The organism is Bacillus cereus group sp. BfR-BA-01524 (assembly GCF_022662595.1).
Classification (GTDB): Bacteria; Bacillota; Bacilli; order Bacillales; family Bacillaceae_G; genus Bacillus_A; species Bacillus_A thuringiensis_S.
Genome location: NZ_JAKUDW010000056.1, coordinates 1 through 19949 on the forward strand (window position 1 = coordinate 1; position 19949 = coordinate 19949).

A 19949-nucleotide genomic window follows, 5' to 3' on the forward strand; every position below is an offset into this window, starting at 1 on the left:
AATATTCAAAATTCCCTTAGGTAATCTTGTCAATATAGAGGAGATTGATAATAAATTATCAGAGCATTTTTTAGGGCAAGAAATTTATTTTTCTGGAGTGAGAAAAGAAGATAGTTTTATTCCATTCTCTTTTTCTTTATCTAAACAGAATTTAAGCGGATCTAATAAACCGCTAGAAAAAGCATTTAATGAGAAAATGAGAAAATTATATGAGGAGAAAAAGAAAGCAACCGGGGAACAAGTTGTTAAGGAGAAGAGGCCAGCCGTTCAGGAGCAAGCTGCCCAAGAACCAGATGTTTACATAGGAGGGCGTGTTACGAAAGTACAGTTTCCAGATGTAAAAGGCCCCGTAAATCCAATTTATAAAAACTCTTTATTTTTGGATAGTATAAAAGAATTTCAAACGGATGTATTACTAAAAGAGAGTAATCAAATAGAGTATTCAACAAAGACAATGGACCATGAAAAGAATGATATAAAATATAAATTATTAATGAAACCAATAAAAGAAAAAGATGGATCAGTAACATATATTTATGCGATGGCTTCTTTACAGCCCGTAGATGAAGCTGTACAAATGGTGCAAGATTATTACATCTATATCATTGCATTTGTAGTCGTTCTTATTTTTTTAGCTTCGTTTTATTATTCAAAACAAATTGCAAAACCGTTATTAAAAATAAATGATACGACGAAGAAAATAGCACAATTAGATTTTACAGAAAAAATACCGATTACTTCAAAAGATGAAATTGGAGATTTATCGAAAAATATTAATGTGCTATCAAATAAACTCCATTCGCATATTGGGCAGTTAGAAGAAGATATTGAAAAGGAAAGAAAGTTAGAAAAGACGCGAAAAGAATTCATTTCTGGTGTTTCACATGAATTAAAAACACCGCTAAGTATTATGAAAAGCTGTATTTCTATTTTAAAAGACGGGGTAGCTGAACATAAAAAAGAGTATTATTTTCAGGCGATGGAGAGAGAAGTAGACAAAATGGATACGTTAATTTTGGATATGCTTGAGTTAGCTAAATTTGAATCTGGTACATATAAAATGAAAAAGGATTCGTTTTATATTGATACAGTAATTGAAGATATATGTGAACATCTATCTGTGGAAATAGAGAAAAAAGAGCTTCGTGTTCATAAAAATATATGTTCATTTGAAGTGATTGCAAATCAAGGCCGGATTGAACAAGTCATCGTGAATTTCATTACGAATGCCATACGTTATACACCAACTAAAGAAGATATTATTATTTCTACAATAGATGAGAAGGATCGTATAAAAGTGTGCATTGAAAATAAAGGTACTCACATTGAAGAAGAACAATTAGATAAAATTTGGGATCGTTTTTATCGAGTGGATACAGCTCGTCAGCGTTCACAAGGTGGGACGGGGCTTGGGCTTGCCATTTCAAAGAATATTTTAGAACTACATGATACTGAATATGGGGCAGGAAATACAGAAGATGGTGTGTTATTTTATTTCTATTTACCGAAAAAAGCGTAGAAAATATGATCTACGTTTTTTTAAATTATTTTCATATTATCTTTACCTAATCTTTATTTTTAATCAGTATAATTTGTTTAGAATATGAGGTTATGTAAGGAGTCGATGAACCGTGCATAGCAATTGGCTAAGTATAATGGTATTTATTTTCTTTTGCGCATTTATTGTATTTTTAATTAATATTACGATATGAAAAAAGAGCGCTCATTAAGCGCCCTTTTTTTGTGTATTCATTTGATAAGCACTGATGCTTTTGAATAAGCGTGGTGAAGTGATAAATAAAAATATAAGTAAAACGGTACATAGAATATAGGAACCAATCATTGTACTACCGTTAAATATTAAAGAATATAGGAAAGCTGATTGGCCTTTTGGTGCATATTGTCCCCAGAAAATGATACCAGCGATAAAGTGACAGAAGTAACGAGCTAGACTACCGATAAAAGTAGCGACGATAATGTATCCAATTACTTTCTTTCCTTGGTTTGGTTTTGATGAAGGTTTGTCTTTACGGCTACCTAACTTTGATTGTTCTTCGCTATTTTCATTTGACGCTAAAAGCGCCTTTTGAATTGGACGATAGAATAAACCAGCAAATCCAATGAATGCGAAAGCAACAAAGTATTCAATTAATACTTGAATTGGTGTGACGATAATGGCATCGCCTACGACAATTTGTAATAATCCCCAAATTAAGCCTCCTAAGAAAGCCATTTTGAAGCCCCAGCGGTATGCGATAATAAAAATAGGAATCATAGCAAATGAAATGGAACCGCCTGTTGCTGATATTTTGATTGAAAGTGGTAAAATGTCGATGACCAAGGCGAAGGCTGCAAGAATAGCAGATTCGATCATCGCTTGTAAATTGGTGTTACGCATGTTGTCTCCCCCTAAATCCAAGTTGTACAAAAAAGAATAGATATCATAGGAGGATACGAAATACGTAAATAAAAATGAGGTATGTATTTCGGACGTTTGCACAATCCCTGCGTTAGCATTAACTAACAGGTTCGAAGGGTCGGAACGAAGTGTTCCCTCTCAGCGGCATGGCTCCCCCAGTGATAACGAGATTCTTTATTTGCTATTGTTTATTGTAAGCGAAATGGATGAGAATGGCAAACAAATGCTGTATGACAATAATTGAAATAGAATTGTAGCGAAATGTTAATAAATATGAAGCAAAAGGGTATAGTACAAGAGAAATTGGGTGTGGTATAATTTTTTTGAAAATAATTATCATTCTCTTCTGAGGGGGAAGGTTATGAGCTTAGTAGATATTAAAATTGGAGAGAAAGTGTTAGTAAAAAGTATTCAGTCTTTAGATCAGCTATTAAAGCGTAGACTAGCTGCTTTCGGTCTTGCGGAAGGAAGCGAACTTCGCTTGAAACAGAAAGCGATGTTCAAAGGTCCTTGTACATTGGAGTGTCGTGGACAGTTAATTAGTATTCGTCATTGTGACGCGAAAATGATAAAGGTGGAATTAGCGTGAATAAGGTAGCTTTGCTAGGGAATCCGAATACAGGGAAGACATCATTATTTAATGCACTTACTGGTTCTTATGAATACGTAGGAAACTGGAGCGGTGTAACAGTAGAAAAAAAAGTTGGTAAATTAAAAGATAGACAAGGAACATTAATTGATTTACCAGGTGTGTATGATTTAAATCCAGTTTCACGTGATGAAGGTGTTGTAACAAACTTTCTATTAACAGAAGAATTTAATCATATGTTAAATATCGTAGATTCTTCGCAGTTTGAGAGAAATATGCATTTAACGTTGCAATTACTTGAATTTGGTAAGCCGGTCTCAATTGGTTTAAATATGGTTGATGTGGCGAAGCAAAGAGGAATTGTCATTGATGTAAAACGATTATCAGAACTATTAGGTGTAACAGTCGTTCCTGTCGTTGCAAGAAGTGGAAAAGGTTGTGAAGAACTACTTACGACTCTTAAAGAAAATGACAAAAAAGAGAAAAAGCCATTCCTTATTTCATATGGTGTACAAATGGATGAAGGAATTGGAGAAGTAATTGCTCTTTTAGAGACAGTGAATTACGAGCATCCGAGATGGTTAGCTCTTCAATTTTTAAGTAATAACGAAGTAGTAGAAAAAGAAATGAAAGCATTACCAATTTATAAGGAACTCATAGCCATTCGATCTCGCTTAGAAGGAAAACTTGATTGTACGTTAGAAGAGCACATTTACAAAACTCGTGAAGCGTATATTGAAAAGTTAAAAACAAATGTTATGAAGCATGAGAAAGAAGGGAAAATTCCTTTTTCAGAAAAAATTGATAGATTAATTACACATAAAATTTTAGGACTTCCAATCTTTTTAGCAGTTATGTTTTTTATTTTTCAGGTTACGTTTACGTGGATTGGTACACCTTTATCGGATATGTTAGATGAGTTTTTTGGTGGTCAGCTTACGGATTGGGTGACGGCTAGACTTACAAGTATTGGAGCTTCTGATTTTATTCAAGCACTCGTTACAGAAGGTATTATTGCCGGTGTTGGTGCTGTATTAGTATTCGTACCACAAATCTTTGCACTATTCTTTTTCATTTCATTATTAGAAGACTCAGGGTATATGGCGCGAATTGCAGTTGTTATGGATAGAATTATGGAGTTCTTTGGCTTAAACGGTAAAGCTTTTATTCCGATGATTATCGGTTTTGGATGTAACGTTCCAGGTATTATGGCAGCGAGAACGATTGAACAGGAGAAAGAGCGCTTACTTACAATTTTAGTAACACCGTTTATGTCTTGTTCAGCACGATTACCTGTATATGCATTATTTGCGGGCGTATTCTTCCCTAATAGTCAGGCGACTGTTGTATTTTCTTTATATGTCGCAGGTATTGTTCTGGCATTACTCGTTACAAAAATTATGTCTCTTACGATTTTGAAAGCAGAAAAATCTATTTTCGTAATTGAACTACCGCCTTATCGTGTGCCACAAGCGAAAACGTTATGGCTGAGCACGTGGGAGAAAGGAAAGGGATTTGTTCGTAAAGCTGGTACATTCATCTTTGGTGGTTCGGTTGTTATTTGGTTATTAAATTATGCAGGTCCATCAGGATTTGGCGTTGATATGGGAGATAGCTACTTAGCGATGATTGGTGGATTTATCGCACCATTATTTGCACCGCTCGGCTTTGGAACGTGGCAAGCTGCGGCATCCCTTTTAACAGGATTTTTAGCGAAAGAAGTTGTCGTTTCTACAATGGCAATTATTTATGCGGTGAAAGAAGATGTGCTTGGAAATGTAATGGGAGCACATTATACAGCATTATCAGCTTATGCATTTATGTTCTTTATTTTATTATATGTTCCGTGTTTAGCGACCGTAGCTGTTATTAAACGTGAAACAGGATCAGCGAAATGGACGATTTTTTCAGTCGTGTATCCACTCGTAGTTGCTTATGTATTAACGCTCATTATATACCAAGTTGGATCCCTACTCGGATTCTAGAAGGAGATGTATTGTGATGATGGTCAATATTATAATTGGAGCTATCATTTTTGGTTATGCAGCATATACGTTAGTTAATTTTGTAAAGAGAAGTAAAAAAGGAAAATGCGCGGCATGTTCTTTAAATAAGTCATGTCAGTCGCAAACTTGTAGCCCGGATATGGAGCAAATTGCTCATAATAAATAGAAAAAAGCTTTGCGAATTTCGCAAAGCTTTTTTGTTTTACTTTTTACTTTTTAATTTTTACAAGTTGAGAAGCTTCTATGCCTTTGTAACCAGGGAATTCTTTACTCGGGTCTTTATCAAATTTTAATACACCTACAGATTTTTCATCACCTTTTACATTGCTGTAAGTTGCGTCATCAACAATGGCATACATATCTGTATATGCACGGCCACTTCCGATAATTGTGTTGCCTTCATATTTTAATTTCGCTCCATCAAGTGTAGTATTTTCTACTTTCTCTTTTGCGAATAATACACCTTGTTCTGTTGTTACAGCTGGTAATTTATCAAGTGGCTTCGTGTTGTCTTTTTCATCAACTTTGCTAAGTAACTCTTTTTTCATTAGTTCTTCACCAGTTTTCTTATCCATTACAAGAACTTTTTTACCATCTAATGTTGTCATTTTCATTTTATAGAAGTCTTTTTCTTTCACTTCTTTTTTGTTTTTATCTGTAATTTGTTGAACTTGTTCTTCTGAGCCGTACAGTACAAAACCGTTCGCTTTCTCTCCTAATAAAGAACAACCTGATAATGCTCCGAATGAAATTGCTGCTGCTAATCCGATTCCTACTAATTTTTTCATGATGATTTCTCCTTTTATATGTTTTATAGTAAATACAATTTTTGTATTATTGCTTACAAGTGAAGAAGCTTGTTTGTTGCTTCTGGTATTAGTGTATAAGAAATATCGGAATGCAACTATCGAGTTAGCTTACAGTAACATTACACTTATGTAATTTAGTGAAATTGCACAAAAGTAAGTTAATTCCAAAGAGGGGTAATGAGAATATATTAGAAATACAATATTGTATATAGAATGTCATATTATAATGGATGTATTTTGGAAATAACATGTAAGGACATATTAGTTTTGTTATAATAAACACATAGGCTGTAAAAATGAATATTCTTTACTGTAAAGGGAGATTTTTCAGTTTTCCAAGTAGTGAATTTGAAATATGAGGTATATCATAGGAGGAATTTAGATGTCTGTATTTAAACGATTAAGAGATTTAACAATGTCGAATGTATATTCATTAATTGAAAAAGCGGAAGATCCAGTTAAGATGACGGATCAATATTTACGCGATATGCAAGCGGATGTACAAGAAGCTGAGAAAAGTGTAGCAGCTCAAATCGCGCTTGAGAAGAAATTCAAAATATTATTTGAAGAGCAAGAAGCACTTGTGAAAAAACGTGAAGAGCAAGCTCATATGGCTGTTCAAGCTAATAACTTAGATCTTGCGCGTCGTGCATTAGAAGAAAAACAAAATGCAGAGCAAAAGATGAATGAGTATAAAGCAAGCTACGAGCAAAATAAAGCTGCTGCTGATAATCTGCGTCTTAAGCTAGAAGAAATGCGCAAGCAATTAACAGAGCTGAAAAATAAACGTGAAACACTTGTAGCACGTGTAAATGCAGCGAAAGCACAGAAGAATATTAATCAGGCGATGTCTGGATTTGATTCGAATTCAGCAAAAGCTGGTTTAAGCCGTATGGAAGAAAAAGCTCTTCAATTAGAGGCTGAAGCGGAAGCAAGCGGTGAAGTTTATAAGAAAGAAAAATCATTAGATGATGAATTCGCAAGCTTAAACAAAAATTCTGCTGTTGATGATGAATTAGCCCGTATTATGAAGCAGTATGAGAAATAATATAGAATAGAGACAAATGAACCGACATGTCTAAATATATTCATGTCGGTTTTCTATTACCCCGCATTAACGGGCAGTAAGACTCCCACCTCTACTTTTTGTGAAAGCAGAGAGGTGGGGGGAGATCTACTGCCCGTTAATGCCCGATTGGTTCAACTAATAATCAGCGGGGAATGAACACCTCCCCACTGATTAAAGTTTCACTTTATATTTAGAGGAGGTTTTGCAATGACATGGATGAATGTAGTTGCCATGCTTGTATGGACTGGAGCGAGTGCAGTACTTTTATTTGCAATTATGTGGGTTGATTCAATTTTTACAAAATACAATGATTTAAAAGAAATCAAAAATGGGAATACAGCTGTAACAACTCGTTTTATTATGAAATTATTTGCACAGGGGTACATTCTATCCCAATCGATAACGAAAGCAAATGATTTATGGCAAGCGCTACTTGCATCAGCAGTTTCTTTCGTTATTTTATTAGTGGTAGAAATGTTTATCGAATTTGTGTTAAAGAAAATGTCTGGCTTAGATTTAGAAGAAGGTACGAAAGAAGGCAGCGTTGCACATGCGATGTTAGCTGGATCATTACATATTGTTGGTGCACTTATTTTAGGTGCTTGTTTATAAAGAGAAAAGGAGGGATAGATCATGAGTTTATTTAAACGAATTAAAAATATAATGAAAAGCCCAGAGCCACCGAAGCCGGAAAAGAGTCTTTTAACGTTAGCTCCTGGCGATATGATTGAAGTTTCATTAGTTATGTATGAATTAGTTGGGAAAACGAGTATGCATTCGCGCAAGGAAATTGTTTTGACATTGCAAGATGGAAAAGACATTCGTTATTTAAAAATTGAAGATCGTGAAAATACGTATTACAAATTATATACACCAATTGATGGTCGCTTAGATTCAATTGAGGAAATTCCGACGACAATTGAAATGGATGATACTGAGTATCATATGGAAGAACAATATAACGGACGTGTTGTTGTGATGGGGAAAACACCATTCTCCGCTTCAGAGGAACAGTACGTATGGGAATTTCAATCAGATAATCGAAAATTATTACGTATTGAATGGCAAAATGGTCGCACAATGATGTATGAGGGAGAAGCAATCATTCCTGCTGATGTACAAATTATAAGAGCAACGTAAGGGGGCGTAATCATGTCAAACCGATTGTTTACCATGATTAAATCGTTTGTGATCCCTATACTTGCTATCGTTACATTACTTGTTGTTGCTGGTTATGCCTTATCAGGTTGTCAAGGCGGGCAGACAAAGTCGATTCAAGACCGTTATCCGCTTGAGTCTGTCGCAAAGGAAGGTAAACAAGAATCTTACGTGTATAGGGCCGCCAATCGGTCAGTTCCTGAAGTCGCGAAGGAACTTATAGCCGAAAGGAAACCGAAGCAAGCATCTAAAGAAGACGAAAATCAAATGTTTCTCGTTTATTCGGATAAAATGTATAACCTTCAAAAGGATAAAGAGAAACCATCCGACACGTTAATTGAAGTAAGTAATGAGGAATTTGTCCGTCAAAACTACCAACCGTCCTTCTTGCAAGGATATATTATGGGTAGCATATTAAACGATATATTCGGTTCAAGAAAATCATCGCCCGGTGATTATCGAGGATATAATGACAGACAAAATCATAAACCAGTTATTCCAGAGAGACCACCTACGAAAGAAGAAAAGAAAACCCCACCTCCAATTACGAAGGAAGGGAAAGGGTCTATCATTAAGCGAGGCGATAATGTAGATTCGAAACCATCAGTAGGTGATAAGGGAAGTATTACTGAAAAAGGAAATAATACGACACCTCCACCTTCTACTGGAAGCAAAGGTAAAATTACAAAAACACCAGGCGGTTCAAGCGGATCAGATGTGAAGCCGAAATCATCTATTAAAACGCCGCCAAGAAATACATCACCCCCGAAAACGAGGGTTGGTGGTTCAGGGAAAATTACGAAGAGAAGATAGTAGAGAGACCGAAAAGTGTGAGTTGCTTTTTGGTCTTTTTTTGTGGGAATTAATTCCTTATAACTGGTACAATTGAAGTATAAGGAGGGGATAGTATGACTACGTATAAAAGATTTAGTGTAATTATGTTCCTTGTATTATTCCTCAGCTTGTTTATTAGCACGACAATGAAATTTCATTTTGTAGTAGGTATTCTATGGATACTGTGTACATGCACTTTATTTTTGTATATCCCGCTGCGTTTTCAACATGAAGTGACGGCTTTTCAAAAGTATGTAGCATGGATTAAACGTGGGAGTCGGTGGGGCGAGTAAAAATATATCTACTTACTGAAAAAAACTGACAACTATAGCAACTTAATAATAAAAAGAGGGTGTGCCAAAATTTGGCATACCCTCTTTTACATAACGATTAATGAATATCACGTTTCTTGAAATTACCGCCTTTTACTTCTGCTACGTCATAAACTGTAATAAAGGCGTGTGGATCGATTTCATTAATAAGTTCTTTCATTTTACTTTCTTCTAAACGGTTAATTACGCAAGAAATTTCTTTGAATTTCTCTCTTGAATAACCACCGTATACTTCGTTATATGTTGCACTTCGGCCTAAACGATCGCGAATTGTTTCTACCATTAATTCAGGCTCTTTTGTGATGATTTTAAATGCTTTCGAACCACTTAAACCAACTTCAACGATATGAATCACTTTCGAAGCGATAAAGTAAGCAATTGCCGAGAGGATAGCTCCTTGAAGACCGAATACTGTTGATACGAAAATAAATACGAACATATTTAAGAATAAAATAAGGTCACTCGTTCCAAATGGTAACTTACGAGAGAGCAATACAGCTAGCATATCGATTCCATCTAATGCGCCACCGTTACGTAATGCTAGTCCCATACCAAAACCGATGATAATACCACCAACAACTGTAACTAATAATGTATCGCCTTCAATAATAGCTGGTATTCCGTGCATGACAACGGTACCTATTGCTAATGAAGCAATTCCGATAATAGAATAAATCGCGAAGCTTTTACCAATTTGCTTATATCCTAACCAAACGAAAGGAATGTTAATAACTGCGATTAGAGCTCCTAATGGCAATCCAAATAATCTTGAACTAACGATACTTAAACCAGTCACACCACCGTCTGATACGTTATTTGGAATTAATACTGCTTCTAATCCGTACGCTGTGATAAATGCCCCAATAATAATCATCAAAGCTTTCGAAGCAATTTTTAGCTTATTGGGCTTGTTTTTGATAATTTTCTCCATATAATTTCCTCGTTTCAAACTAGTTTCTTGTTTGTTACATAATTCACACCTAAATTTTATTTTAACATTTAATTTGAAAAATTTCTCCTTTAATGGATGTATGCAGGGAATATTATGACCATATTATTATTTTAAATACAACTGTAGAAGAGTAGAGAGTGGTCATAATTTTAATATGAAAAAGTAGAATGAATAGTATGGATATATACATTTGGGGCACTAACCTTAGGGAGGGGATTCTGTGGGATACTGTACGAAATGTGGAAATGAAACGAACGAGGGCAATAAATTTTGCGGACAGTGCGGGGAGAGTCTTAGCTATAAAACGGTAGAGGGAAGTTTTCCAAATAGCAGTTCTAATAGTAGTATAGAAGTTTTTTCTTTAGTTGGTTTCATCACTGGATTAATATCTTGGTTTATAAACTTATGGGGGCTTATTGGTAGTGTAGCTATCGTATTTTCTATATTGGGTTTAAACAAAAAAGTGACAGGTACGAGTAAAACATTTGCTATTGTTGGATTAGTTTCTGGAATAATTAATGTGTTATATGCTGTTGCGTTACTTATTTAAATCTGATGAACTGAAAGATATAAAAAAGGCCCCCTTTGTATAAAGCGTTCAGGGGACCTTTTATTTAATAGCTATTAAGAAACAATAAAACTAAGGGCTGTTAGGAATAAAGCGAAACCTAAAATAGTTCCACATATTTTCATATGGCGCTTACGTCCCATTACGACAATCGCAACATATTCACGGATCATTGCGTTAGGCCAGTAATAAAAGGCTGTTTTTGATCCGATCCCTTGGCTGTTAAGACCAGCTTGTCTTGCATATATACCGGCGCGGAAAAGGTGAAAATTATTTGTGGTAAAAATACTTTTATATTTACCTTCAGGCTTTAAAGAATCCATAATTTCTTTAGAGAACAACATATTTTGATATGTGTTTACAGAGCGATTTTCTTGCACTGTATGTTCAATCGGAATGCCTTTTTCAACAGCGTAATTTTGCATTGCTTCTGCTTCAGGAAGTCCTTCATCTGGACCTTGACCGCCAGAGAAAATAATTGTTGGTGGTGTATTCACAGCAGCTTGTTTCCAATAAAAGTCGATAGCTTTATTAATTCGGCTTGCAAGTAAAGGTGGTACTTTATCATTAATTAAGCCGCTACCGAGAACGATAATGAAATCTTGATTACGTCTTGGTCTGTTGAATTGGTATAAAAAATATGCGCTTAAGAAGTTAGATAAATGCACAAAGAAATACATAGTTATAAGAGAGATAGCAGCAAAGATAAATTGAAAATGCTCTGAGAATAAATTTGCTGGATTTATGATAGGGAGCATTATAAAGAATAAAATCCCTAAAGCAGCAATTAAAGTTAAAGAGTTTGTGAAGCGTCTTCCTTCACGTTGCATTAAAATTTTTGCATTAAGAAAGAGTCCAAACATTAAAGCGACTATAGCAAAAGGAATCATTACAAGTAGTGCTAACATGGGGATGATAACGATGAAATGTAAATCGTTATTACCAGACTCAAATGAGGCTATAGCGCAAAATAATAGAAATGAACAGATAAAGGCATTAAATAAAAAGCCGTTTATTATTTTTCGCGGATCTTTTAAATAGGAGATAAGAAAAATAATAAATAATATAAGGGGAATAATTCCGAAATACATCATAAATATAGTACACCTCAATTTGTATAAGAATTTGACATACCTTTTATATTACATGATTTTATAAGTGAAAATGAAAGAAAAAGGATTTTGAATTTTCTCAATAAAATATATAGATACGTATGTTACAATATATTCAAAGCGATATATTAAAAGTAAAATGGTTGAAAAGGCACTCAGTAGAGTGCTTTTTCTTTTTGTATGCAATTGTGCATATTATATTTTTTTTCAAATGAAGAGAATTACAATATAAGTTGTAGACAGACTTTATAAAGCAGAATTTAATACAAACATTTCCCTCGACTTTTTGTATCTAACAATCGTATAACAATAAAGAATTCTGTTTTATAGTGTCTGTTTTGAAAGGTGTCTTTTTGAAGGCGCCTTTTTGTTATTAGTATAGATAGTTTTCACTGTTGGTATAGTGGAAACTATCTATACTAAACATTAGCAATCTTCCGTATAAATATTATCAATTTACTATATATTCCAGTGGTGTTAACCTACATATGAAAGGCTTTCTTTTTCAAAATATTACCCCTAATAAAATTTTGAAGAAGTCAACTGTCTCCAAACTTGTCTTTATGCTTAAGGAAAAAGCACTCAATTTGAGTGCTTTTTCTTATTGAAACATGCTATTTTTCTAGGCGATTTTCATAAAATAAAAGTAAAGAAATGAAAGTGGGTGACAAAATGCCGGCAGTTGTGGAAGGTGTTATTATTGAAAACTGTAATGGAACAATTAATGTAGGTGATAAATATAACGTACAGCCGATTGAAAAGACGAAAGCTTACAATGGATCGGGATCATCAAATACAGGAATGAAAGTACAAACGTTTAGCGGGATTAGTACGGCGGATGTAAGGGATAATGATGTGTATGATCAAGTTATTCAATCAACGTTATAATTTTAAAATGCAAAATTGCATAAAGTAACATGTTTGTTGTATGTTACACTTTAGCTGTGAGCTGTTAATGATTCTTCTGTATTATAGTTGTTAGATTGGAAATATAACATCTTATCCCGCATTAACGGACAGTAAGACTCCCACTTCAAGAGTCAGCTGTAGTAAAGAGGTTAAGAGGAAGATTAACTGCCCGTAAATGCCCGATTGGTTCAACTAATAATCCGTAGGGGTGCCCCCACGGATTAAAGTTTCACTTTATCGAAAATCATACATGAAAAAGACACTTCAACCGAAGCGTCTTTTTTTATTTTAATGATACCCTTTAGCAGAGTCTTTATGAATTTTATTTTTAAAGATACTGTAGCTCCAAAGCTGATATCCAATAACGATTGGTACCATGACCATTGCAACGAAGAACATAATTTTTAAGTTTAATTGACTACCGGCTGCGTTGTATAACGTTGTACTGTATGCGTCGTTAATACGAGATGGTAACATTCTTGGGAACATACCTGCAAAGCCAGTTGTCATAAACATTGCGATTGTTAGGCAAACGAATGTGAATGCAAGGCCAATTTTATGTTTGTACACCATAATAAGTGCGAGTACACTCATTAGCATTGCAAGTACTGGAAGAATGAACAGTACCGGATATTCCGTAAAGTTTTGGAATAAGTTTGTCCGATTAGCAGTTGCTACATAGAAGATAGCTAAAATAATAGCTGCTGCCATTGAAAACGGTCTTGCAATTTTATAAGCACGGTCGGATACTTCACCAGTCGTTTTAATCATGACCCAAAGGGCACCGGATACGACAAATATAGCAGTGAAGAACAACCCTCCTAAAATACCGTAATGGTTTAGTAAGCTAAGTAAATTTCCTTCATAGCCATTTTTTCCGATTTGTAGTCCGTAATACAAGTTAGCAAATGTAACACCGAATAAAAAGGCGATTAAGAAACTCCCAATTGTAAATGCCCATTTACAAGTTTTTTGCCAAAGTGGTGAATCATCTTTATGCATGAATTCCAGTCCAGCGGCACGAGCAAACAGTGCAAGTAATACTAAGAATAACGGTGTATAGAGATAACTAAACATATTGGCATATGTGACTGGGAAGGCAGCAAATGTTGCACCACCAGCTGTAATTAACCATACTTCATTACCGCCCCAGAATGGGCCAATTGCTTCTTGTAATTGATTTCGTTCTTGTCGATCTTTCGTAACGAAAGGAAAAATCATTCCGTTACCAAGTGCATACCCGTCAAGAATGAAGTAAACTGTCCAAATCACGCCCCATAAACCAAACCAAATGATTGCAAGCATATCATGAGACATGAGCCACGCCTCCCTCAGTAGCAGGATCTTCTAATGCCGCAGGTCCTTTTTTCGCGAACTTCAGCATTAAGTATACGTCTGCGATTAAAAGTAAAGTGTAGAACAAAATTAAACTAATTAATGAGAACCAAATTTGCGGGACAGATATAGGTGATACAGATTCTGCGGTACGCATTAGTTTATATACTGTCCAAGGTTGACGACCTACTTCAGCGACAATCCAGCCAGCATTAATCGCAATGTATGGAAGTAAGACAGACCATATTGTAATTTTCAAATAACGTTTTGAGTTCTCTAGTTTTCCTTTTCGGTTTAAATAGAAGCCATACCAAGTTAATGCCATAAAGAACATACCAAGTGCAACCATTAAGCGGAAGCTATAATACACGAGGTTAACATTTGGACGTTCATCTTTCGGAATATCTTTTAAACCAACAATTTTGCCATCAAATGAGTTTGTATAGAAGAAGCTTCCGAGTTTTGGAATCGTAAGGAATTCAAAGTTTTTCTCATTTTTTACATCAGGAATTTGAACAATTGAGAAGCCTTGTCCTTTTCCAGTTTCCCAAACTGCTTCCATCGCAGCTCCTTTTGCTGGTTGATATTTAGCTGCTGATACACCAGATTGATGTCCCATAAACGGTGTAATTGTTGCGGCGAATAAGCCTAACATTAAACCAAACTTAAATGATTTTTTGAAGAATTCCACTTCATTTTTACGTAATAAGTGATAGGCACTAATTGCCATAACGAAGAAAGCACCTACGATATAACAACCAATGACAGTATGGAAGAACATGTTCCAAGCATATGGATTTGTAACGAGTGCCCAGAAATCATTTAATTCAGCGCGGCCATTACGTACTACATAGCCAACAGGGTTTTGCATAAAACCATTTGCTGTAATAATCCAAAGTGCGGAAATATTTGTTCCAAGTGCAACCATCCACATACAGAAGGCACGGAACTTTGGTGAAATTTTGTCTTTACCGAATAACCATATTCCCATGAAAGTAGATTCTAAGAAGAAGGCAACAAGTGCTTCAATTGCAAGAGGTGATCCAAAAATGTCTCCCATATATTTGGAGTACTCAGACCAGTTTGTTCCAAATTGGAATTCCATCGTAATCCCGGTTATAATCCCCATTACGAAGTTAATTGTAAATAATTTACCCCAGAAATTTGCCATTTTACGGTATGTTGGATTCAATGTGCGGGCGTATTGAGTTTCCATACATGCTACTAAAATGACAAGTCCGATTGTCAAAGGTACAAATAAAAAGTGATAAAAAATAGTAATTGCAAATTGAAAACGACTCAGTAACAGAACGTCGGACATAATAAATATTCACTCCTTTTTTACATTATCTACAATCAGTTTATAGTGAAAATACGTTTAAAGTATGTGAGACTTGTTACAAAGGTGTGTGTATATTTTGAAAGAATTATGTCGATTATCTGAAAATATCCTATTTTTACTATAAAGCAATATCCTTTTTGAGTTTTTTAAATTTTGGTACACTATATAAGTAATGTAAATGAGAGAAAAGAGGGTTTTTTACTATGAAGTCATTAGAAGAGATTTTACAATACAATGAAAAATTTGTTGAAGAGAAAAGATACGAAGAGTATGAAACGGGAAAATTCCCGAATAAAAAAATGGTAATTATCTCTTGTATGGATACTCGTCTTGTTGAATTATTACCAAAAGCAATGAATATGCGTAACGGTGATGTGAAAATTATTAAAGTAGCAGGAGCTGTTATCTCACATCCATTCGGAAGTATTATGCGTAGTATTTTAGTTGCTGTATATGAACTTGGTGCTGATGAAGTTTGTGTAGTTGGTCACCACGATTGCGGTATGGCAAAAATTCAGGCAAGCAGTACAATTGAGAAGATGAAAGAGCGCGGTATAACAAATGAGAAATTAGATACACTCCGTTATTCTGGAATCGATTTAGAAAGATTCCTACAAGGATTCTCTAGTGTAGAAGAAAGTGTAGAACATAGCGTATCGATACTTCGCAACCATCCATTACTTCCAGAAGAAGTACCTGTTCACGGTCTTGTTATAGATCCTGATACAGGAAAATTAGATTTAGTTGTGAATGGTTACGACAATTAAGAATTTACTTTGTCATCCTTTTTATCTGGGACAGGATCAAATCCTCCCGGGTGGAAAGGGTGACATTTTAATATACGCTTACAAGTAAGCCAAAAACCTTTGAGCGCACCATGTTTTTGAAACGCCTCTAATCCGTAATGAGAACAAGTCGGATAAAAGCGGCAAGTTGGTGGTGTCATCGGAGAAATGAACTTTTGATAAAAGCGTATAATCCCAATAAAAATCTGTTTCATAATGGTCTCCTTTTCAGCATAGTCTTAAAGTATTATAGCACGACTGTACATAATACTTTACTAATGTGCATTTCCGTTATATCATATTGGATATAACGGAATTAAATTAAAAGCGGGAGAGATGTTGTATGCCATCAGTAGAAAGCTTTGAATTAGATCATACGATTGTAAAGGCACCTTATGTAAGACATTGCGGAGTTCACAATGTAGGTAGTGACGGTATTGTAAATAAATTTGATATTCGTTTTTGCCAACCGAATAAACAAGCAATGAAACCAGATGTTATTCATACGTTAGAGCATTTATTAGCATTTAATTTACGTAAATATATTGATCGTTATCCGCATTTTGATATTATCGATATTTCACCGATGGGCTGCCAAACAGGATATTATCTTGTAGTAAGCGGAACACCGACAGTTCGAGAAATCATTGATTTATTAGAACTAACATTAAAAGATGCGGTTCAAATTACAGAAATTCCAGCTGCAAATGAAACACAATGTGGTCAAGCGAAGCTTCATGACTTAGAAGGAGCACAACGCTTAATGAATTTCTGGTTAAGCCAAGATAAAGCTGAACTTGAGAAAGTGTTTGGATAAAATAAAAAACTGCCTGTGAAAGGGCAGTTTTTTATTTTATTAAGAGCGAACATGTTCTTTTTTTATGAAAGTATACTAGACACTCCAACATATAAAACAAAGGCAGAACAGAGAAAATAAACAAATGCTTTCGTTTTTTGCTGCTCTTTTATTTCATCGATTCCAAAAAGGATACACATAATACTTAAAAGGATAAACACGTAAGGTAAAAGAATAGTGAAGTTTGCAAAGAAGCTAAATAGGGCGAGAGAAAGAGCGATAGTGGCGATTATAATTTGAATGTTTTTTAACATGGAATCCCCCTTAAGTAGAAAGAAATAGTTACTGAGAGAAAATAGTTCTACATGCTAAATTGGTCGGAAATTCATTTTACATATAGCGAAAGTAATACGATATTAAAACGAATAATATAAGACCAGAAACGAAAGAATACGGGATACTCATTGATTTTCGGCCAGATTTCAATTCATTAATTCCTAGAAGAATAAAGGAGCAACTGAGAATAAATTGTACGTATGGGAGAAGTGAAAAATTATCGGTAACATGGATATAAGTATTTAGAGTGAGTAAGAGAAGCATGAGAAATGCTAAAAAACTCCGTAATATAGTTAGAGTTAGCATTGTATAGCCTCCTTTAGACCATTTATCGGAATATTTCTGTGAAACCAATAAATAAAGCAGCGGCACCTGCTAGTAGAGCGAGCACACTACCTCCTGTTTGCCGTTTTAATATTTCCTCTAAACTTATGGTGAGGGCCATAACTCCTAAAGAGATAAACATATACGGCATTATTTCTCTATTACTAGTAAAAAATCCATAGATTGCTATACATAAAGCAATAAGTGATAAAGTAATCCGTACTCCTTTTATCATAAAAGACCTCCTCTATTTTATGTAGGTAATGATGAGAACAATCCAACTGAATGCTCCAGCAGCGATACAAATAACCCCAGTTCCGTACTCCTTTTTCTTTATTTGTTCAAATGCGATGAGAAACATTAAAGCCCCTAATAGAAATTGTGAAAGAGGTAAAAAATTATTTTGACCTGTATATAATCCAATTGCCGACATAACGATCACAGTGAGTGCTACTATGATGCGAAGTATACGAAGCATATTAGGAATTCTCCTTATTCTTTTTTGTATAAGGATTATCTTCTAGTTTATCGACCGAATGTTTATAAGCGTAGCCTTTATTAATTGTCATGATGGAGAGTACAAGGATGATTAGGACGATGATAATACCGATAATTAATATTTTGAACATAAAACCCCTCCTTTTCTTTATTTTACATAATTTTGTAATTGATGAAAACAATAGAAAATAAAAGGATGAAAGAAGGGTGTTACATGGAGACGAAAAAAACATATTATATATCAATAGGAAATGGTCAAATTTCACAAGTGAAGACGGCGGATACGTATAATTTTGAGATTTCCGCAAATGATGAGGAAATTACGGAATTAAGAGAGCACTTTGATCAAGCATATGTAGAAGATTTAGGGTCATTTGTACGCTCCCACGTTCCATTCGTTGAGTATCATCACGATTCAAATAATGACCGATATGATGAACAACTACAAAAAGCATATAAAATGATTTACGATTTAGGAAATCATGAGACGAAAGAATTAGTCGCGCAAATGGGAATAATCAATGGATTGTAATTGGATAATATTATGCAGAAAAGCGAGAATATGCTACAATTTGTGGTAGGAAAAACTTGTAACCATCAATAGGGGAGTAATGGCATGTACAAATTTAAAGATTATTACCACAACACTGTACAATTATCGTTTGAACGTTATCCATTTTCTCCTGAGCCAAAGCATGTTTGGGTTGTATGCCGGTACGGGGATCAATGGTTATTAACGCATCATTTACGTCGCGGTCTTGAATTTCCAGGTGGTAAAGTAGAACTAGGGGAAACACCGGAAGAAGCGGCAGTTCGAGAGGTTCATGAAGAAACCGGCGGCATAGTTTCTGATTTAACTTACTTAGGACAATATAAAGTATCTGGAAAAGACAAAATAATCATTAAAAACATTTATTTTGCAACAATTAGTGCGGTAGAAGAACATACGCATTACGAAGAAACGAAAGGGTCTGTTTTATTAAAAGACATTCCTGACAACATTAAAACGAATAGAAAATTTAGCTTTATAATGCGCGACGATGTATTGGCGCGTACGATGAAACATATAGAAGAAATCGGCTGTTTTACGAAGTAAAGTGGCCGGTTTCTTTTTTTGTGTGTAAGAATAAATGTAAATATATCTTTATATTATTTTGGGTATATTATACAATTTTGTGAAGATATATTTGCATTTTAGGAGGGGAAAGATGGAGAATAGAAAAGAAACGACTGTTGCTGTGTCTATGGTTAAATTAAATGTCTATGCATTTCTTATAATATTTGTTTTGGCATTTGGAATTAGTTTTTTACATGCACTTCTTTCAGGCGGGGTTCAAGTTGAAATTACGTTACCAACTGTGTTTCTTTTTATTAGCGCAATGATTGTTCTCGTTTGTATTCATGAGGCAATACATTTAATTGGCTTTCGCTATATCGGAGGTGTTCCGTGGAGTGAACTAAAATGGGGCGTTAATTGGAAATTAGGTGTTGCATATGCTCATTCTAAACAGGCGGTTACAGTAGAGCAAATGAAGAAAGTGTTAATGCTTCCGTTTTTACCAACTGGAATTTTGCCAATTGTATTGGGAATAGCTATGAATCTGGAGCCACTCTCATTTTTAGGAATTCTACTAACAGCAGGTTGTATCGGCGACATTGCCTTATATCAAAAAGTTTCAAAATTTCCAGATGATGCGCAAGTGATAGATCATCCGAGTAAACCGCAGTTTACAGTATATGAATAATAAGAGGAGGCGTTTTTGAACAACTGCCTCC

At 34.8% G+C, this 19949-nt stretch carries 27 protein-coding genes and 1 riboswitch; of the genes, 16 read left to right on the forward strand and 11 right to left on the reverse strand.

Going from position 1 to position 19949, the window contains the following annotated elements:
* The coding region (locus MR170_RS19355; protein ID WP_242308963.1) for a sensor histidine kinase at positions 1–1519 on the forward strand (1519 nt) is incomplete at its 5' end.
* A 207-nt stretch (positions 1520–1726) separates the two neighbouring features.
* Here MR170_RS19355 and thiT read toward each other — a convergent pair.
* The gene (thiT, locus tag MR170_RS19360; RefSeq protein WP_242308965.1) at positions 1727–2398 is read right to left on the reverse strand and encodes an energy-coupled thiamine transporter ThiT; all 672 of its coding nucleotides are present in this window, start codon (positions 2396–2398) and stop codon (positions 1727–1729) included.
* Between the two features lie 86 nt (positions 2399–2484).
* Positions 2485–2586: riboswitch (TPP riboswitch) on the reverse strand.
* A 194-nt stretch (positions 2587–2780) separates the two neighbouring features.
* On the opposite strand from thiT, the gene MR170_RS19365 reads away from it, so the two are divergent.
* From MR170_RS19365 to MR170_RS19375, 3 genes are read left to right on the forward strand one after another with little or no spacing between them, the layout of a single operon-like run.
* The gene (locus MR170_RS19365; protein WP_000060512.1) at positions 2781–3008 is read left to right on the forward strand and encodes a FeoA family protein; all 228 of its coding nucleotides are present in this window, start codon (positions 2781–2783) and stop codon (positions 3006–3008) included.
* Positions 3005–4993 (forward strand): ferrous iron transport protein B, encoded by a 1989-nt coding sequence (gene feoB, locus MR170_RS19370; protein WP_242308967.1) that lies wholly within the window; start codon positions 3005–3007, stop codon positions 4991–4993. Before MR170_RS19365 ends, feoB begins: the two co-directional genes overlap by 4 nt.
* Before the next feature lie 16 nt (positions 4994–5009).
* Positions 5010–5180, forward strand: a complete 171-nt coding sequence (locus MR170_RS19375; protein ID WP_000989598.1) for a FeoB-associated Cys-rich membrane protein — start codon at positions 5010–5012, stop codon at positions 5178–5180.
* A 43-nt stretch (positions 5181–5223) separates the two neighbouring features.
* Here the strand turns inward: MR170_RS19375 and MR170_RS19380 are convergent, their stop codons facing one another.
* Positions 5224–5802 carry a lipoprotein BA_5634 family protein gene (locus tag MR170_RS19380; protein ID WP_242308968.1) on the reverse strand — a complete coding sequence of 193 codons (579 nt, stop codon included), beginning with the start codon at positions 5800–5802 and terminating at the stop codon, positions 5224–5226.
* A 403-nt stretch (positions 5803–6205) separates the two neighbouring features.
* On the opposite strand from MR170_RS19380, the gene MR170_RS19385 reads away from it, so the two are divergent.
* From MR170_RS19385 to MR170_RS19405, 5 genes are all read left to right on the forward strand, one after another.
* Positions 6206–6871 carry a PspA/IM30 family protein gene (locus MR170_RS19385; protein WP_000110281.1) on the forward strand — a complete coding sequence of 222 codons (666 nt, stop codon included), beginning with the start codon at positions 6206–6208 and terminating at the stop codon, positions 6869–6871.
* Between the two features lie 228 nt (positions 6872–7099).
* Positions 7100–7504: a DUF350 domain-containing protein gene (locus MR170_RS19390; RefSeq protein WP_000220087.1), complete on the forward strand. Its 405-nt coding sequence runs from the start codon at positions 7100–7102 to the stop codon at positions 7502–7504.
* Positions 7505–7525: 21 nt separating this feature from the next.
* The gene (locus tag MR170_RS19395) at positions 7526–8032 is read left to right on the forward strand and encodes a DUF4178 domain-containing protein (RefSeq protein WP_048565088.1); all 507 of its coding nucleotides are present in this window, start codon (positions 7526–7528) and stop codon (positions 8030–8032) included.
* A 12-nt stretch (positions 8033–8044) separates the two neighbouring features.
* A complete protein-coding gene (locus tag MR170_RS19400) occupies positions 8045–8863 on the forward strand; it encodes a DUF4247 domain-containing protein (protein ID WP_016079958.1) in 819 nt (272 codons plus the stop codon).
* Positions 8864–8958: 95 nt separating this feature from the next.
* Positions 8959–9177, forward strand: coding sequence for a hypothetical protein (locus MR170_RS19405; RefSeq protein ID WP_000214757.1), 219 nt, complete (start codon positions 8959–8961; stop codon positions 9175–9177).
* Positions 9178–9274: 97 nt separating this feature from the next.
* Here MR170_RS19405 and MR170_RS19410 read toward each other — a convergent pair whose 3' ends face one another.
* Positions 9275–10147: a YitT family protein gene (locus MR170_RS19410; protein WP_000411240.1), complete on the reverse strand. Its 873-nt coding sequence runs from the start codon at positions 10145–10147 to the stop codon at positions 9275–9277.
* A 241-nt stretch (positions 10148–10388) separates the two neighbouring features.
* On the opposite strand from MR170_RS19410, the gene MR170_RS19415 reads away from it, so the two are divergent.
* On the forward strand, positions 10389–10718 hold the full coding sequence (locus tag MR170_RS19415) for a zinc ribbon domain-containing protein (protein WP_016079960.1): 330 nt from the start codon (positions 10389–10391) through the stop codon (positions 10716–10718).
* 74 nt (positions 10719–10792) lie between these two features.
* Here the strand turns inward: MR170_RS19415 and MR170_RS19420 are convergent, their stop codons facing one another.
* Positions 10793–11827 carry a YdcF family protein gene (locus tag MR170_RS19420; protein WP_042969141.1) on the reverse strand — a complete coding sequence of 345 codons (1035 nt, stop codon included), beginning with the start codon at positions 11825–11827 and terminating at the stop codon, positions 10793–10795.
* A 675-nt stretch (positions 11828–12502) separates the two neighbouring features.
* Between MR170_RS19420 and MR170_RS19425 the strand changes: the two genes are divergently transcribed.
* Positions 12503–12736 (forward strand): spore germination protein, encoded by a 234-nt coding sequence (locus MR170_RS19425; protein WP_003308072.1) that lies wholly within the window; start codon positions 12503–12505, stop codon positions 12734–12736.
* Between the two features lie 309 nt (positions 12737–13045).
* Here MR170_RS19425 and cydB read toward each other — a convergent pair whose 3' ends face one another.
* Together cydB and cydA are read right to left on the reverse strand one after the other, a co-directional pair.
* Positions 13046–14074 (reverse strand): cytochrome d ubiquinol oxidase subunit II, encoded by a 1029-nt coding sequence (gene cydB, locus MR170_RS19430; protein ID WP_029443485.1) that lies wholly within the window; start codon positions 14072–14074, stop codon positions 13046–13048.
* Positions 14064–15413 (reverse strand): cytochrome ubiquinol oxidase subunit I, encoded by a 1350-nt coding sequence (cydA, locus tag MR170_RS19435; RefSeq protein ID WP_016079963.1) that lies wholly within the window; start codon positions 15411–15413, stop codon positions 14064–14066. The genes cydB and cydA overlap by 11 nt, the downstream gene beginning before the upstream one ends.
* Before the next feature lie 224 nt (positions 15414–15637).
* Here cydA and MR170_RS19440 point away from each other — a divergent pair, with 224 nt between their 5' ends.
* Positions 15638–16201, forward strand: coding sequence for a beta-class carbonic anhydrase (locus MR170_RS19440; protein ID WP_000838173.1), 564 nt, complete (start codon positions 15638–15640; stop codon positions 16199–16201).
* On the opposite strand, the gene yidD is transcribed toward MR170_RS19440, so the two are convergent.
* Positions 16198–16434, reverse strand: coding sequence for a membrane protein insertion efficiency factor YidD (gene yidD, locus MR170_RS19445; protein ID WP_000809334.1), 237 nt, complete (start codon positions 16432–16434; stop codon positions 16198–16200). The two genes, MR170_RS19440 and yidD, sit on opposite strands and share 4 nt — an antisense overlap.
* A 128-nt stretch (positions 16435–16562) precedes the next feature.
* On the opposite strand from yidD, the gene luxS reads away from it, so the two are divergent.
* The gene (luxS, locus tag MR170_RS19450; RefSeq protein ID WP_242308970.1) at positions 16563–17036 is read left to right on the forward strand and encodes an S-ribosylhomocysteine lyase LuxS; all 474 of its coding nucleotides are present in this window, start codon (positions 16563–16565) and stop codon (positions 17034–17036) included.
* 62 nt (positions 17037–17098) lie between these two features.
* Here luxS and MR170_RS19455 read toward each other — a convergent pair whose 3' ends face one another.
* The 4 genes from MR170_RS19455 to ytzI all read right to left on the reverse strand — a co-directional run bounded on the left by MR170_RS19455 (position 17099) and on the right by ytzI (position 18304).
* Positions 17099–17329: a YczI family protein gene (locus tag MR170_RS19455; RefSeq protein WP_029443482.1), complete on the reverse strand. Its 231-nt coding sequence runs from the start codon at positions 17327–17329 to the stop codon at positions 17099–17101.
* Positions 17330–17679: 350 nt separating this feature from the next.
* On the reverse strand, positions 17680–17910 hold the full coding sequence (locus MR170_RS19460; RefSeq protein ID WP_016079966.1) for a DUF3953 domain-containing protein: 231 nt from the start codon (positions 17908–17910) through the stop codon (positions 17680–17682).
* A gap of 12 nt (positions 17911–17922) precedes the next feature.
* Positions 17923–18153, reverse strand: coding sequence for a DUF3953 domain-containing protein (locus MR170_RS19465; protein WP_242308972.1), 231 nt, complete (start codon positions 18151–18153; stop codon positions 17923–17925).
* 1 nt (position 18154) lies between these two features.
* Positions 18155–18304, reverse strand: a complete 150-nt coding sequence (gene ytzI / locus MR170_RS19470) for a YtzI protein (protein ID WP_000472791.1) — start codon at positions 18302–18304, stop codon at positions 18155–18157.
* An 83-nt stretch (positions 18305–18387) separates the two neighbouring features.
* Here ytzI and MR170_RS19475 point away from each other — a divergent pair, with 83 nt between their 5' ends.
* The 3 genes from MR170_RS19475 to MR170_RS19485 all read left to right on the forward strand — a co-directional run bounded on the left by MR170_RS19475 (position 18388) and on the right by MR170_RS19485 (position 19918).
* Entirely contained in the window at positions 18388–18705 is a 318-nt protein-coding gene (locus MR170_RS19475) for a hypothetical protein (protein WP_000448409.1), read from the forward strand.
* A gap of 84 nt (positions 18706–18789) precedes the next feature.
* The gene (mutTA, locus tag MR170_RS19480) at positions 18790–19269 is read left to right on the forward strand and encodes an antimutator 8-oxo-(dGTP/GTP)ase (protein ID WP_000276385.1); all 480 of its coding nucleotides are present in this window, start codon (positions 18790–18792) and stop codon (positions 19267–19269) included.
* Positions 19270–19381: 112 nt separating this feature from the next.
* Positions 19382–19918, forward strand: coding sequence for a DUF3267 domain-containing protein (locus tag MR170_RS19485; RefSeq protein WP_242308975.1), 537 nt, complete (start codon positions 19382–19384; stop codon positions 19916–19918).
* The last annotated feature ends 31 nt before the right edge of the window (positions 19919–19949 follow it).